The sequence below is a fragment of the Novosphingopyxis sp. YJ-S2-01 genome, from assembly GCF_016093175.1.
Lineage (GTDB): Bacteria > Pseudomonadota > Alphaproteobacteria > Sphingomonadales > Sphingomonadaceae > Novosphingopyxis > Novosphingopyxis iocasae.
Map to the genome: position 1 here is coordinate 2,384,943 of NZ_JAEDAI010000001.1, position 14,235 is coordinate 2,399,177.

Sequence of the window (14,235 nt, forward strand, 5' to 3'; positions counted from 1 at the left end):
TGGCTTCGCGCCTTTTTGGTTTTCGCGCTGGGTAACAGATTTATCGAACCCTGAATCGAGTGAAAAGCCCATGTTCGCGATCGTGCGCACGGGCGGCAAGCAATATCGCGTAGCCGCCGGAGACAAAATTGCCGTCGAAAAGCTGTCCGGTGAAGCCGGTGACAGCGTAACGCTGGACGATGTCCTGATGGCCGGCGAAGGTGCCGACCTGAAGGATGTGTCGAAGCTGAGCGTCGGCGCGCGCATCATTGCGCAGGACAAGACCGACAAGGTCATCGTTTTCAAGAAGCGCCGCCGGCACAATTATCGCCGCAAGCAGGGCCACCGTCAGCAGGTTACCCTGCTGGAGATCCTGTCGATCGGTGATGAGAAGGCCGCGCCGAAGAAGGCCGCTGCTGCTAAGTCCAGTGACGAAGCCAAGCCCGCCAAGGCCGCTGCCGACAAGGCAACGCCGAAGAAGGCGACTGCCGAGGGCAAGGGCAAGGCTGAGACCGTGACCAAGCAGGCGCCGTCCGAGAACGCTGCGAAGAACGAAGAAAAGGAAGGCTGAGCCATGGCACATAAGAAAGCAGGCGGTTCGTCGCGCAACGGTCGCGACTCAGCAGGTAAGCGTCTTGGCGTGAAGAAGTTCGGCGGCGAGCAGGTCGTCGGCGGCAACATCATCATGCGCCAGCGCGGCACCAAGATTTATCCGGGCACCAATGTTGGTCTCGGCAAGGATCACACGCTTTTCGCCCTTACCGAGGGCCGAGTCCGATTCCATGGCGGCAAGCTTGGCCGCAAATATGTGTCGGTAGACATGGCCGCCGAAGCGGCAGAATAAGCGGACAGTCGTTAAAGGGCTGTCCCGATGGGATGGCCCGGAGATCTCGGTAAAACGAGATGTCGCAATCGGAAGGGAGACGGGCCGCCCCGCCTCCCTTTTTTGTCGTGTCCGGTGCGCAAAGGTGCCGACCCGCCAGAAAGATCATCTCCCTTCAAGGACGTCGTCCGCGTTTCCCGAAGCCGTCATATCGCGGCGCTAGGGGGCTCCGGCGGCGGGAGGAGCGAGAGACATGTTTGCGATTACCGAAAGGCTTTTGTTGCGGCCCCCATGGCCGGAAGATGCAGCTGCGATTTTCGAGGCGGCCAATGACGAACGGCTGGTCCGCAATCTGGCCCGCCTGCCCTGGCCCTATCGCCCCAACGATGCCGACTTCTATTGCAGGATGGCTGCTGCCGATCCCCTGCCCCATCTGCTGATCTTCGATCGCACGATGGAGCGTCCGCGGCTGATCGGCACCTGCGGCTTGGATGAAACGGAAGGCCGGATCGCGCTGGGATACTGGATCCGGCACGATGCCTGGAACAAGGGCTATGCCACCGAAGCAGGCCGCGCGCTGGTCGCGATGGGCCGCGCGCTCGGCTATCGGCGTCTGACGGCCACCCATTTCGTCGACAACCCGGCCTCGGGCGCGGTTCTGCGCAAGATCGGCTTTCGGGATACCGGGCGGATCGAGGCGCGGTGGAGCGAAGGCCGCCAAAGCCGCGCGCCGGCACGGCACTTCGAATGGCTGGCAGGCGACATCGAAGCCGACATGGATGTGGAGAAGCGACCGGAAGCCGCCTGAACAACGTCAGGCTGCGTGCGCGATCTGCTGCGGTTCGTCCTCTTTGACAGGCTGGACTGCGGGCGCCGGGCTGGCGGCATCGGCAAACACGGATTCGCCCATCGGAATTAGATCGCGATCATCGATCTGCCAGGGGTGAAAGCCGGGCTTGAAGAACTTGATCCAGTCGCCCAACGCCGCGCGGCCCAGCCCATTCTTCCCGAAGGCGCAGCGCAGGATGGCGGGCAGCGATTTACGCGCGCTCCAGCCATCCTGACGCAGCAAATGAATCTGACCGCGAAACCGGTTTTTCACGAAGCCGACGGAAATGAGCGCCAGTGCCAAGCAGCGTGTCCAATAGCGCCGCGCGGGCGACCAGTCCTCGGTCGCCAGCATCCAGGTATCAAAGCAGACGCCCTTATGCTCGATTTCTTCCACCGCGTGCCAGGACCATATCCGGCGCATCTCCGGTTCGGCCCGCTCCATCATCGGCTCGTTTTTCAAGGTGGCCGACGAAAGGATCGCCGTCAGATGTTCAAAGCACATGGTGTAGGTTAGCCGGGCGATCGCATGCTTGCCGCGCACGGCATCGATCACGTCGTCGACAACGGCTTCGAGCGCACTGACATCATAACCGCCGGCGATGATCCCGCGGTTGAGGGCGACGTGCTCGCGCCCGTGAAACGCCTCCTGACGGATAAATTCGCTAATTTCCGCACCAAGCTTTTCGCCCGCGCGCCGCTGCCATGGGCGGATGCAATCGATGAAGAACGCCTCGCCCTTCGGAAAAACTACCGATAACGAGTTGAAAAATGACGTGGCGACCGGATCACCGCCGAGCCAATGGCGCGTTGGTGTCTGGTCCCGATCGTAGCGAAACGTTCTTCGCTTGATCGTAGGCCAAGCTGCCTCCTGCTCTTTCGCCATAATACGCCCCCCAATCGACAAATGTCTGGGAGCATTAAACAATAGCAAGCGTAACACAGGGATAATGGCTGTGGTTAACGCACTGGAAGGTTAGCGCGGATTGATCCGTTTCGGACCGATCCGCGCCTTCACGTCAGATGCTTGTAGCGGGTTCAGCCCTTGCGGAGACCGCGGCGGCATAGTCGCTCTCCGTCAGATCGATCAACGCGCGGTCGTCCTGTTGCCAAGGATGAAAGCCGGGCCGGAAATAAGCGAGCCATGGCAGCGCAATATTACGGACCATGCCTGGACGCACCAGCGCGAAGCGAGCGAGGCCCCACCAGGCGCGCAGACCGGTGATACCATCCTGGGCCAGCAGATCGAGCATTCCGCTCACGCGATAGCGTATAAACAGGAAGGTGGTGAGCAGCATCGAAATGCTGCGCAGGCGCCAGCGCTTGAATGGCGACCAGTCGCGCGCCGCGTGCCGCCAGACATCGAAGGCAACGCCCTTATGTTCGATCTCCTCGATCGCATGCCAGCGCCATAAATCTGCCGTTTCCTGCTCGGCATCCGCGAAATGCGCCGGGTTCTTCAGAGCTTCATGCGCCATGATCGCCGTAAAATGCTCCAGCGCGATGGTGACCATCAACGACGCGATCTTCGGGCGGTCGGCGGTAAGAGCCAGCTGATCCTCCACGCGCTTTTCCAGACGGGATAGATCATAGCCGGCCTGCGATGCGCGGCGGTTGAAGGCCAGATGCTCACGGCTGTGCATCACCTCCTGCTGGGTGAAAGCGCGGACTTCACGGGCCAGCCGATCGGGTACGCCATCGCGGAACGCCTTGACGCTCTCCACGAAGAACGCTTCGCCCAGCGGGAACGTGGCCGACAGGGCATTGTAGAAAGCCGTGCCGTAAGGGTCTCCCCCGTTCCACCACCTTAGCTGATCGACCGATTGGCGACCAAAGCGTCGATCGCGCGGCGTGATCGCAAGATCCGCCGGTGCTCCGATATCGCTGCCGCGAAAAAAGTTCTTCAAAACTGCGAGAGCCATAATGACCTCCTTCGGCATTGCCAGAAACTGCTCAGGCATCTTATTTACACCAACGAAAATTAAGGATTACTGACAAGCGTGTCAATAAGCTCTCTGCCCCGCCGTCGTCTGAGCCCGGAGGAAAGTCGCCTCGTCGCATTGGAAGCGGCCCGAGAAATTCTTCTGGAGAGCGGCCCGCAGGCCGTCACGCTAAAGGCGGTGGCGACACGGATCGGTAAGACACACGCCAATTTGCTCCACCATTTCGGCAGCGCATCCGGGCTCCAGCGTGCACTCGCGACTTTCCACGCCCGCTCGATCTGCGAGACCATTGCCGCGACGGTCCTGAAAACGCGGGCCGGCACGGCCACATCGCGTGATATTGTCGATCTTACCTTCGATGCGTTCGATCAGGAAGGCGGCGGTGCGCTGGCCGCGTGGATGCTGGCATCAGGCAATGAGGACGCGCTCGATCCGATCGTCGAATCGATCCACGATCTGGTCGATCAGCTCAGTCTTGCGCCCCTGATCGGCGAAGAGCTGCAGGAAAGCACGCTGGCACTGGTACTGATGGCATTGGGCGATGCGCTGATGGGCGGCCCACTGGCGTCCTCCCTTGGCCTGCCGCGCAGCCGCGCCCGCGACCTCGCCGAAGCGCGCCTCGATGCTATTGTCGAGCGCTGGCGCGCGATGGACTTGCAGGACTAGCCACCGGCAGAGCAACCATTGCCAGCGCGAGCTTCGCTCGCCCGCCGACCGTACAATTTCCAATGAAATCTGGTGGAGCCGAGGGGAATCGAACCCCTGACCTCGTCATTGCGAACGACGCGCTCTCCCAACTGAGCTACGGCCCCTCACCAGGAACGCGGGGATATAACGGGCGCGTTGGCGTGCTGCAAAGGCTAATTTTGCCGATTGGCCTACCGTGCGCAGCGTCATCAAAACTGGCCTTCCCCGCCCGGCTGCTCTAACGGCGGGTCCATGCATTTCCTCGATCAAGCCAAGATCCATCTGAAATCCGGCGCCGGCGGCCCCGGCGCGGTGAGCTTTCGCCGCGAAAAATATGTCGAATATGGCGGCCCGGACGGCGGCAATGGCGGCAAGGGCGGCGATGTGATCTTCGTCGCGGTGCCGGGCCTCAACACCCTCATCGATTTCCGTTACAACCAGCATTTCCGCGCCCAGCGCGGCCATGGCGGCATGGGGCGTGATCGCACCGGCGCTGGCGGCAAGGACATGATCATCGAAGTGCCCATCGGCACGCAGATCCTGGCTGATGACGAGGAGCGCAGCCTGCTCGCCGATCTGACCGAGGAGGGGCAGCGCGTCACGCTGCTGCGCGGCGGCGACGGCGGTCGCGGCAATGCCAGCTACAAGTCCAGCACCAACCGCGCGCCGCGCCAGCACGGCATGGGCTGGCCGGCGGAGGAACGCGATGTCTGGCTGCGGCTGAAACTGCTGGCCGATGTCGGCCTGGTCGGCCTGCCCAATGCGGGTAAATCCACCTTCATCAATCAGGTAACCGGCACGAACGCCAAGGTCGGCGCCTATCCCTTCACCACCATCAATCCGCAGCTCGGCGTGGTACGGCACAAGGCGCGCGAATTCGTGCTGGCCGATATTCCGGGCCTGATCGAGGGCGCGGCGGAAGGCGCCGGGATCGGCGACCGGTTCCTGGGCCATATCGAACGCTGCCGCCTGCTCATCCACCTGATCGATGCAACCGGCGACGATCCGATGGAAGCCTACCGCATCGTGCGGACCGAGCTGGAGAATTACGGCGAGGGGCTTGGCGACAAGCCCGAACTGATCGCGCTCAACAAGGGCGATCTGCTGGGCGACGAACTGATGGACGATGTGGCAGCGGGCCTTAAGGATCAGGGTATCGAGCTCCTCACCATCTCCGCCGCTACCGGCGAGGGCATGGACAAGCTGCTCGACAAGGTGCTGGAGCAATTGCCTGCGCGCAGCTCGATCGAGCGCAAGCGCGCCGTGGACGAGCTCGACAGCGAAGGCGATGTAATCGACTGGTCCCCGCTGCGCTGACATGGCTGCAGAGACGGGAGCAGGCACGGGAAAAGTCATCGCGATGACCGGCGCTACCGGCTTCGTCGGCGGCGCAACGCTGACGGCGGCGCTGGACGAAGGATACCGCGTCCGCGCGCTCACCCGGCGCGAACAGCTGCCGCGCGAAGGCGTCACCTGGATCGCGGGCGATCTGGCCGACGATGCCGCGCTGGACCGGCTGTGCGACGGCGCGGAGGCGGTGGTCCATATCGCGGGCGCCACCAACGCACCGAGCCGCGTGGGCTTCGAGCAAGGCAATGTCGCGGCGGTCGATCGCATGATCGCGGCGGCAAAAAATCAGGGCGTGCGCCGCTTCGTCCACGTCTCCTCGCTCGCCGCACGCGAACCCAGGCTTTCGGTCTATGGCGAGACCAAGCTGGCAGGCGAGCGACTGGTCGCGACCTCCATCCTGGACTGGACCGCAGTGCGGCCGCCCGCCGTCTACGGCCCCGGCGACACCGAGATGCTGGAAATGTTCAAGATGGCGAAGCGCGGCCTGGTGTTCCTGCCGCCGCGCGGAAGGCTCTCGGCAATCCATGTCGAAGATCTCGCCCGCCTGCTCGTCGCGCTGATTCCCGCTGGCGAGCGCACCATCGGCGAGATTTACGAGGTGGACGACGGCACCGACGGCGGTTGGACCCATCGTGGGTTCGCGCGCGCCATCGGCAAGGCGGTGGGGCGCAGCGTGGAAAGTGTCTCGATGCCGAAGCCGCTGTTGATGCTCGGCGGCTATGCGGACCGGCTGATCCGGCGCGGCAACGCCAAGCTGACGCCCGATCGCGCGCGCTATTTCGCGCATCCCGACTGGACCGTCGATCCGGCGAAACGCCCGCCGGCATCCGTCTGGAGGCCGCAGTTCGGCACCGAAGACGGGCTGGCTTCGACGGCGCAATGGTATCGCCGGAAGGGCTGGCTCTGAGGGCCCCTGCCCCCTCGCCGCCTTGACCGCGCCGCAATCGCTTGCCAATCCCCGCCCACATTTATCGATGAAGGCAAAATCCATGTCCGACCAATTGTTCGATGCGATCAAGGAAGAGATCGAGCCGTTCAACGCCAAGGGTGTCGAGGTGACGCGCGAAACCAGCTTCCAGAAGGATCTGGAGTGGGACAGCCTGACCGTGATGGACTTCGTGGCTGCGATCGAAGACCGTTTCGACATCGTCATCACCATGAACATGCAGGCCGAAATCGAAACCGTCGGCCAGCTGGTCGATGCGGTCGCCAAGCTGAAAGACGACTGACCCAGCCCCCCGCCCCGCGCTTGTCGAAGGGCCGTATTTCTTTTTGATCAAAGGACCGGGCCGCGACAGGCTTCGTCCGGATGGATGCAGGCTTCATGACCGATCTTTTTTCCAAATTCGACTCGTTGATCGAACAGCGCGAGCAGCTGCTCTCCACCGGCCAGCGCGATCCGTTCTCGCTCGTCATGGAAGAGGTGAAATCGCCCAGCGTGGCGGTGGTGAACGGCAAGGAGACGATCCTGCTCGGCACCTATAATTATATGGGCATGACCTTCGATCCCGACGTGATCGAGGCGGGCAAGAGCGCACTCGAGCAATTCGGATCGGGCACCACCGGCAGCCGCGTGCTCAACGGCACCTACCAGGGCCATAAGGAGTGCGAGGAGGCGCTGAAGGAATATTACGGCTTCGAGCATGCCATGGTCTTTTCGACCGGCTATCAGGCCAATCTGGGCATCATATCGACCATCGCTGGCAAGGACGATTACATCCTTCTGGATATCGACAGCCATGCGTCGATCTATGACGGCTGCGCGATGGGCAATGCGCAGATCGTGCCGTTCCGCCACAATGATATCGAGGCGCTGGAAAAGCGGCTGAAGCGCCTGCCCGAAGAGGCCGGCAAGCTCGTGGTGCTCGAAGGCGTCTATTCGATGCTCGGCGATGTCGCACCGCTGAAGGAGATGATCCGCGTTTCCAAGGAAGCGGGCGCGATGGTGCTGGTGGACGAGGCGCATTCCATGGGTTTCATCGGCGAGAACGGCCGCGGCGTCGCCGAGGCGCAGGGCGTCATCGACGACGTTGATTTCATCATCGGCACGTTCAGCAAATCGGTGGGCACCGTCGGCGGCTTCTGCGTGTCGAACCACCCCAAGTTCGAGGTGATGCGCCTGGTCTGCCGCCCCTATGTCTTCACCGCATCGCTGCCCCCCAGCGTGGTCGCGACAGCCGCAACCTCGATCCGCAAGCTGATGCATGGCGGCAACAAGCGCGCGCATCTCTGGGAGAATTCGCGCAAGCTACATGCGGGGCTGAAGGAGCGCGGCTTCACGCTGGGCACGGATGAGCCGCAGAGCGCGATCATCGCCGTGATCATGCCCGATCTGGAGCGCGGCGCGGCGATGTGGGAAGCGCTGTTGAATGAGGGGCTGTATGTGAACCTTGCCCGGCCGCCTGCAACGCCTGCGAACATGACGCTGCTGCGCTGCTCGCTCTGCGCCGAGCATTCGAGCGAGCAGGTCGACGAGATCCTTGGCATGTTCGAGCGCGCGGGCACGAAAGTCGGCGTGATCTGATTGTTATCCCGTTCAAGGGATATGAAAAGACCGGGGTGCGACCATTTGGCGCCCCCGGTCTTTTATGTTGTCAGGGATATTTCAGCTTGATGGTAACCGGCGTCACGCCGCTGCCAACCTTTACAGCCGCTTTGGAAACCGGCGGTTTGCCAAACGACCCTCCGGCAAGGAGCGCACCGAGCCCGATCGACGGGTTATTCGACATGCCCCAGCCATCCTTGAACGGATCATCGTCGTCATTGCCGTTATAATCGTGGCGGACGCCAACGGCGTATGTGCCGGGCGCCGGCATCGGCATACAGAACTTCATGGTCTTGCCGGTCACCGGCGTATCGATCCTGTTGAGCCAGCGATCTTTCTTCAGCCAATCGCTTTCCAGAGCGCGATAGCTTACAACGCGCACGCGGTTCACCGCGCCTTTGAAGTTCGTGACGGTCACGAGCATAGCCGGACGCGAACCGTCGCATTTCGACATGTCGTTAGAAATTCGCTCGGCATATTGCGCCTGCGCCGGGACGGCCGCAAGCAGGACGGCACCGAACGCGGCCGCTGCTGCAATGGAATATTTCATGGTTATCTCATTCCTCTTGGCTATATCGGCGGCACCCCGAACTCGGGTGCATTGATGATAAGGCCTTCTTGTCCACCATATATCAGCACCCATTGCGGCAGAATTTTGGAAATCGGACGACAATAAGTTGAAGTTGCTGACCGCCAACGATCGCTACATCGCCAGGAAGATCGCGATTCCGCTAATCGCCACGCTGGTGATCGCGGCCATGCTGCTGGTGCTGGATCAGATGCTGCGGCTGTTTGATTTCGTCGCGGCGGAGGGCGGGCCGGTGGGCGTTGTTTTCCGGATGCTGGCGAATCTTTTGCCCGAATATTTCTCCGTTGCGATCCCGCTGGCGCTGATGCTCGGCATCCTCCTTGCGTTTCGCGGGCTTGCCACCAGTTCGGAACTGGACGTGATGCGCGCCGTCGGCTTCAGCTATCGCCGGCTGCTGCGCGTGCCTTATTTCTACGCTTTCGGTCTGGTCGCGGTAAACCTCACCATCGTCGGCTATCTGCAGCCCTATGCAGAATATTATTACGAACAACTGCAATTCGATCTGCGTTCGGGCGCGCTGGGCGCATCGATCAAGGTGGGCCAGTTCAACAAGCTGGGCGATGACATCACGTTGCGCGTCGAGCAAAGCCGCGACAATGGCACCGATCTCAGCGGGATTTTCGTCGATGTAGGCACGAAGAAAGGCGAACATTTCACCGCCACCGCGCAAAGCGGCCAGTTCCTCAGCACAGCCGATCCCAATCTTCTGCTGCTACGCCTGCGCAACGGCACCGCAATCCAGCAATCGCCCAATTTCGAAGGGACGCGCGTCCTGACGTTCCGCATGCAGGATTTGCCGATTGATCTACCAGCAATGAAGCAGTTCCGCCTGCGCGGCGGCGTGGAGGATCAGGAGAATACGTTTTTCGAGCTGCTGCGCGTGGCTAACGACCCCTCCTACAGCAAGGAAACGCGCGACGCGGCCTTTGCCAATTTCAATTTCCGCGCCGTGGAGCTGGCGGTGATGCTGCTGATCCCGCTGCTCGCCTTATCGCTCGCGGTGCCGCCGAAGCGATCGAGCTCCGCGCTCGGCGTGGTCATCTCGGTGGTCCTCATCGTCACCTATCATAAGGTGAACGAATTTGGCGAAGGCGTCGCCGCGCTCGGCCGTGTCAGCCCGTTCGTTTCGCTCTGGCTACCGTTCTTCGCATTCGCCGCGCTGATCATCTGGATGTATTACGTGCTCGCCTATGTGCCGGGCGGACAGCCGATCGGCGCGATCGAAAAGCGGTTCGAGAAATTCGGCAAATGGCTGCGCCGCCGCTTCAAATTCGGGCACCGGGACAAGAAGCATGAGGCCGTGGCATGAAGCAGCTCGCCTTCTTTCCGTCTTCTTCCATGGCCTGGTACATGGCCAAGACGTTCCTGAAACGCGTCTTCGCCGTGCTGGCGATGCTGGTCATCATTCTGATGAGCCTGGATCTTCTGCGTCAGAGCAGCGACATTCTGGCGGTGCCGGGCAATGGCAGCAGTCAGATCATCACTTATATCGCCTGGCGCACACCGCAGGTTGTGGCGCAGTTCCTGCCGTTCTCGGTGCTTCTGGGCACGCTGATCATGCTGGCGGGCATGAACCAGAACAGCGAGATCGTGGCGATGAAGGCAGCGGGCCTTTCGGCGCATCAGATCCTGGCGCCGCTGGTGGTGACGGCGATCGGCATCGCCTTTCTCACCTTCATCTTCAACGATCATGTGCTGGCCCCCACCAGCGCCAAGCTGAAGGCCTGGCAAGCCGTCGATTATGCGCAAGTTCCGGGGCAAAGCGACATCCGCACCAGAGTATGGGTGCTCGATGGAGACGATCTGATCTTCGCCAAGACGGTGATTGGCGGCGGGCCATCCATGATCCTGAAAGACGTACGGATAAACGCGCGCGTGAATGGCGAACTGACATCCGTCACTCAGGGTCCGGTTGCGCGCTGGACCAATGACGGCTGGACGTTGGACGATGCCACCACCTTCACCGTGGCGAACGCCGCCACCAGCTCAGCACGGACAGTCCGGTTCGGGCAGGGACTGGAGCCCAGCCGGTTCACGATCAGTTCGCTCGATGCCGACAGCCTGGGCTTCGCAGCCCTGCGCGAGGCAATCGATGCGCAGAAAGCTGCCGGTCGGCCGGTTGAGGGCGCAGAGGCTGCCTGGTGGCACAAGCTGTCCGGCCCCCTCGCCTCCATCCTGATGCCGCTATTGGGATCGATCGCCGGCTTCGGCCTTGCGCGTGCAGGCAAGACCTTCGTGCGCGTCGTAATAGGCATGGCACTGGGCTTCACCTATTTTGTGGTCGATAATTTCGCGCTCGCGATGGGTAATCTGGGTGCTTACGATCCCTTCATTGCCGCCTGGGCGCCGTTTTTCCTGTTCCTCCTGCTGGGCGAGACGGTACTGATACGCTCTGAGGAATAGGCTTCGGTGGTGGAAGCCCCGATCGCTGATCGATGCCTTCTTCACCTTACGTCAATCACGACATAAATATGGTGATCGATAGAGGATGCGGTCGTAAATGCGCCGCAAAGCCTTATTATAAAAAACACTGGCGTCGCCGGCCCCGCCGCGCAGCGCATCGAAGAACTAGGGATTAGGACGAAGGCTATGGCCAGCGCGGACACCGCATCGAGCAATTTCTGGAACCGGTCGCACTATCTGGATCGCATGAATCTGCGAGAACTGATCGTGGCGTATTTCCAGCATTACACGATCATATCCTATCTGCTGCTGACCGCGGCCAGCATCGCTGTGTTCGTTTTCTATCCCGCCAGCCCGCTGGCGACTGCCGGCGCAGTGCTTGCCGCAGTCGTGATCTATCCGCTGGCGTGGTATCTGCTGCACCGCTTCGTCCTGCACGGGCAGTGGATGTACAAGCGCAAGATGTTCGCAAAGACCTGGAAGCGCATCCATTACGATCATCATCAGGATCCCAACCATCTCGAAGTGCTTTTCGGCGCCCTTCACACGACGTTGCCCACGATTGCAGTGGCGACGCTGCCGGTGGGCTATCTGATCGGCGGCATCGGCGGCGCGGCGGCTGCGTTTGCCACGGGCCTTCTCACCACATGCTATTATGAATTCGTGCACTGCATGCAGCATCTGGCGTTCAAGCCGAAGAGCAAGCTGATCGCTTATATGAAGCAGCGGCATCTGGAGCACCACTTTCACCACGAGAGCGGCAATTACGGCATCACCAATTATGGTTGGGACAAGATTTTCCGCACTTATTATCACCGCAAGGACATTCCCAAGCGCAGCGCGACGGTGTTCAACCTGGGCTATGACGAGGAAGTGGCGAAGAGCTATCCCTGGGTGAAGGAACTGTCCGGCGGCATTGCGTCGGGACATCCCCGCCGCCGCTCGCAGGTGAAGAGCGACGCCTGAGGCTTGCTGAAATGGTCCCGTTGTGCTCCTGCGAAAACTGGAGCCCGGGGCCTTCAGAGCTTCGCAGAACCCCGGGCTTCTGCATGCGCAGGAGCCCTTTTTCGTGACCGACCTTCAAATCATCCCCGTCACCGACAAGCATGGTGAGAATGATTTTATCGAGCTACCCTATCGTCTTTATCAGGACGATCCGGCCTGGGTGCCGCCGCTACGCAGCGATGTTCGCGAACTGCTGAACCGCAAGAAGAACCCGTTTTTCGATCATGCCCGCATGCAACTGTTTCTGGCCAAACGCGGCAGCAAAGTGGTCGGGCGAATTTCCGCGCATATCGACGACCTGGCTCTCGCTCAGCCTCCCGAGCAGGGCATGGGACCGGGTGTCGGCAATTTCGGCATGCTGGAGGTTGAGGACGAAGCCGCCGCTCATGCGCTGATCCATGCAGCCGAAGAATGGCTGCGCGGTCACGGCATGAGCCGCGCGCTAGGCCCCCTTTCGCTGTCGATCTGGGATGAGCCGGGCCTGCTGACAAAGGGCCAGGACCACAGCCCCACGGTCATGATGGGCCATCATAAAGCCTCCTATGAAAGATGGGTCGAGTCTGCCGGATACCGCCCCGTCAAACAGCTCAGCACATGGGAACTCGACATTGCCCAGGATTTTCCACCGCTGATCGATCGCATCATTCAGTCTGGCGAGCGCAGCAGCCGTATCCATGTGCGCAAGGTAGATAAGTCGAAATTCGACGAGGAAGCGGGGATCATCCTCAATATCCTGAACGATGCCTGGTCGGACAATTGGGGCTACGTGCCGCTGACCGACAGAGAGATCGCCTATGCCGGCAAGAAGCTGAAGCCGATCGTCAAGGAAGACCTTATCCGCATTGCGGAGGTGGAGGGCCGCCCGGTCGCCTTCATGATGACATTGCCGGATTTGAATGAGCCGCTGAAGGGCATGAATGGTTCGCTATGGCCGTTTAATTGGGCGAAGTTGCTGCTTTGGCTGCGCAATCCGCGGGTGCGCACCATGCGCGTGCCGCTGATGGGGGTGCTGAAAGAATATCAGGGCACCCGTCTTGCCAGCCAGCTCGCTTTCATGATGATCGAATATATCCGCCGCGCCTCGGTAGCCCATTACGGCGCGACGCGCGGCGAGATCGGCTGGATTCTTGACGACAATCAAGGAATGATCGCAATCGCCGATGCGATCGAGAGCCGCGTGAACCGGGTCTACACGGTCTATGAAAAGGCGCTCTAGGTCAGAACAGCTTCGATACGCCGATATAGAGCTGCAGGTCCGGACTGTCGCTATCCAGCGCCACCACGGTGCCGGCATCGAATTGCAGCAATGGCTTCGGCGTCCAGGCCGCGCTGACCGAAGCCACCGGCGCCCAGACGTCGCCGGAAGGATCGTTGTCATAGCTGAGGCCGACTTCTCCTGTCACACCGACGGTGTCCGACACCGACTGGCTGAGGCCGAGATATTGGGTCGCCGCGAAGTGTCGGGCGTCGCCGTCCGAATCCACTGCTGCCGCAAGAATACCCGTCGCGCCCAAGCTCAGCCCCGAACCCAGCGAGAAGCTGCTGGGAATTACCACGCCCGTGCTCCAGTCGCCTGCGGAAACCGAGGAAGCGCCGACCGGAACAGTAACATAGGGCTCGATGGCCAGCGCGATATTGCCGCCGTCATTGCCGATCAGATTGCGCCGCACGCCCAGGCGGACATCGGAAAAACCCCCATTTTCGGTGATCATCGATCCGACGCGGTTGTAATTATGCGTGTAAGCGGTGAAGCCGACCTGCACCTCGGTCTTGTTATCAACGCCGTAACGCAAAAAGCTGTCGCCGATTGAAACACTGTCGCTGCGCATGTTGTCGCTTTCATCCAGCGACCATCCCAAGACGCCGATTTCGACACTGACATGCCCCTCGCCCGTGGTGCAGGTACTACTGCCAAGGCCTGGACGATTGGGGCAGAAGCGCGGACCATCACTTTGCGCATCTGCAGGAGCAGCAGAAATCCCTGCGATCAAAGCGGCGGCGGCAAGGAAACATGTTTTCATGAAGGGGCCTTTCGAGCCAGACTGCCAAAAGCGGACGCGAAGCACGTTCAAAGAAAAGGGCT

The 14,235-nt window shown here is 61.1% G+C and carries 16 protein-coding genes and 1 tRNA gene; 12 read left to right on the forward strand and 5 right to left on the reverse strand.

Going from position 1 to position 14,235, the window contains the following annotated elements; translation table 11 throughout:
- The first annotated feature begins 70 nt into the window (after nt 1–70).
- From rplU to I6A82_RS11695, 3 genes are all read left to right on the forward strand, one after another.
- Nucleotides 71–550, forward strand: coding sequence for a 50S ribosomal protein L21 (rplU, locus tag I6A82_RS11685; RefSeq protein ID WP_187336536.1), 480 nt, complete (start codon nt 71–73; stop codon nt 548–550).
- A gap of 3 nt (nt 551–553) precedes the next feature.
- On the forward strand, nt 554–823 hold the full coding sequence (rpmA, locus tag I6A82_RS11690) for a 50S ribosomal protein L27 (protein ID WP_187336537.1): 270 nt from the start codon (nt 554–556) through the stop codon (nt 821–823).
- Between the two features lie 232 nt (nt 824–1,055).
- Nucleotides 1,056–1,610 carry a GNAT family N-acetyltransferase gene (locus I6A82_RS11695; protein ID WP_232343427.1) on the forward strand — a complete coding sequence of 185 codons (555 nt, stop codon included), beginning with the start codon at nt 1,056–1,058 and terminating at the stop codon, nt 1,608–1,610.
- A 6-nt stretch (nt 1,611–1,616) separates the two neighbouring features.
- On the opposite strand, the gene I6A82_RS11700 is transcribed toward I6A82_RS11695, so the two are convergent.
- Nucleotides 1,617–2,573, reverse strand: a complete 957-nt coding sequence (locus tag I6A82_RS11700) for a metal-dependent hydrolase (protein WP_198095010.1) — start codon at nt 2,571–2,573, stop codon at nt 1,617–1,619.
- A gap of 76 nt (nt 2,574–2,649) precedes the next feature.
- Nucleotides 2,650–3,552: a metal-dependent hydrolase gene (locus tag I6A82_RS11705; protein WP_198095011.1), complete on the reverse strand. Its 903-nt coding sequence runs from the start codon at nt 3,550–3,552 to the stop codon at nt 2,650–2,652.
- A gap of 84 nt (nt 3,553–3,636) precedes the next feature.
- Between I6A82_RS11705 and I6A82_RS11710 the strand changes: the two genes are divergently transcribed.
- Complete coding sequence (locus I6A82_RS11710) at nt 3,637–4,239, forward strand: TetR/AcrR family transcriptional regulator (RefSeq protein ID WP_198095613.1); 603 nt, start codon at nt 3,637–3,639, stop codon at nt 4,237–4,239.
- A gap of 70 nt (nt 4,240–4,309) precedes the next feature.
- On the opposite strand, the gene I6A82_RS11715 is transcribed toward I6A82_RS11710, so the two are convergent.
- A tRNA-Ala gene (locus I6A82_RS11715) sits at nt 4,310–4,385 on the reverse strand.
- A 127-nt stretch (nt 4,386–4,512) separates the two neighbouring features.
- Between I6A82_RS11715 and obgE the strand changes: the two genes are divergently transcribed.
- The 4 genes from obgE to spt all read left to right on the forward strand — a co-directional run bounded on the left by obgE (nt 4,513) and on the right by spt (nt 8,134).
- Nucleotides 4,513–5,577 (forward strand): GTPase ObgE, encoded by a 1,065-nt coding sequence (obgE, locus tag I6A82_RS11720; protein WP_187336540.1) that lies wholly within the window; start codon nt 4,513–4,515, stop codon nt 5,575–5,577.
- 43 nt (nt 5,578–5,620) lie between these two features.
- Complete coding sequence (locus I6A82_RS11725; RefSeq protein ID WP_198095012.1) at nt 5,621–6,517, forward strand: NAD-dependent epimerase/dehydratase family protein; 897 nt, start codon at nt 5,621–5,623, stop codon at nt 6,515–6,517.
- Nucleotides 6,518–6,599: 82 nt separating this feature from the next.
- Nucleotides 6,600–6,839, forward strand: a complete 240-nt coding sequence (locus tag I6A82_RS11730) for an acyl carrier protein (protein WP_187336542.1) — start codon at nt 6,600–6,602, stop codon at nt 6,837–6,839.
- Nucleotides 6,840–6,934: 95 nt separating this feature from the next.
- Nucleotides 6,935–8,134, forward strand: coding sequence for a serine palmitoyltransferase (gene spt / locus I6A82_RS11735; RefSeq protein ID WP_198095013.1), 1,200 nt, complete (start codon nt 6,935–6,937; stop codon nt 8,132–8,134).
- A gap of 70 nt (nt 8,135–8,204) precedes the next feature.
- On the opposite strand, the gene I6A82_RS11740 is transcribed toward spt, so the two are convergent.
- Nucleotides 8,205–8,705 carry a DUF2141 domain-containing protein gene (locus I6A82_RS11740; RefSeq protein WP_187336543.1) on the reverse strand — a complete coding sequence of 167 codons (501 nt, stop codon included), beginning with the start codon at nt 8,703–8,705 and terminating at the stop codon, nt 8,205–8,207.
- Between the two features lie 133 nt (nt 8,706–8,838).
- Here I6A82_RS11740 and I6A82_RS11745 point away from each other — a divergent pair, with 133 nt between their 5' ends.
- The 4 genes from I6A82_RS11745 to I6A82_RS11760 all read left to right on the forward strand — a co-directional run bounded on the left by I6A82_RS11745 (nt 8,839) and on the right by I6A82_RS11760 (nt 13,368).
- Entirely contained in the window at nt 8,839–10,053 is a 1,215-nt protein-coding gene (locus I6A82_RS11745) for an LptF/LptG family permease (RefSeq protein WP_442945123.1), read from the forward strand.
- Entirely contained in the window at nt 10,050–11,147 is a 1,098-nt protein-coding gene (gene lptG, locus I6A82_RS11750) for an LPS export ABC transporter permease LptG (protein ID WP_198095015.1), read from the forward strand. The genes I6A82_RS11745 and lptG overlap by 4 nt, the downstream gene beginning before the upstream one ends.
- A gap of 186 nt (nt 11,148–11,333) precedes the next feature.
- Complete coding sequence (locus I6A82_RS11755; RefSeq protein ID WP_198095016.1) at nt 11,334–12,113, forward strand: sterol desaturase family protein; 780 nt, start codon at nt 11,334–11,336, stop codon at nt 12,111–12,113.
- A 103-nt stretch (nt 12,114–12,216) separates the two neighbouring features.
- The gene (locus I6A82_RS11760) at nt 12,217–13,368 is read left to right on the forward strand and encodes an N-acetyltransferase (protein ID WP_198095017.1); all 1,152 of its coding nucleotides are present in this window, start codon (nt 12,217–12,219) and stop codon (nt 13,366–13,368) included.
- A gap of 1 nt (nt 13,369) precedes the next feature.
- Here I6A82_RS11760 and I6A82_RS11765 read toward each other — a convergent pair whose 3' ends face one another.
- Nucleotides 13,370–14,173, reverse strand: coding sequence for a transporter (locus I6A82_RS11765; protein WP_198095018.1), 804 nt, complete (start codon nt 14,171–14,173; stop codon nt 13,370–13,372).
- Nucleotides 14,174–14,235 lie beyond the last annotated feature (62 nt).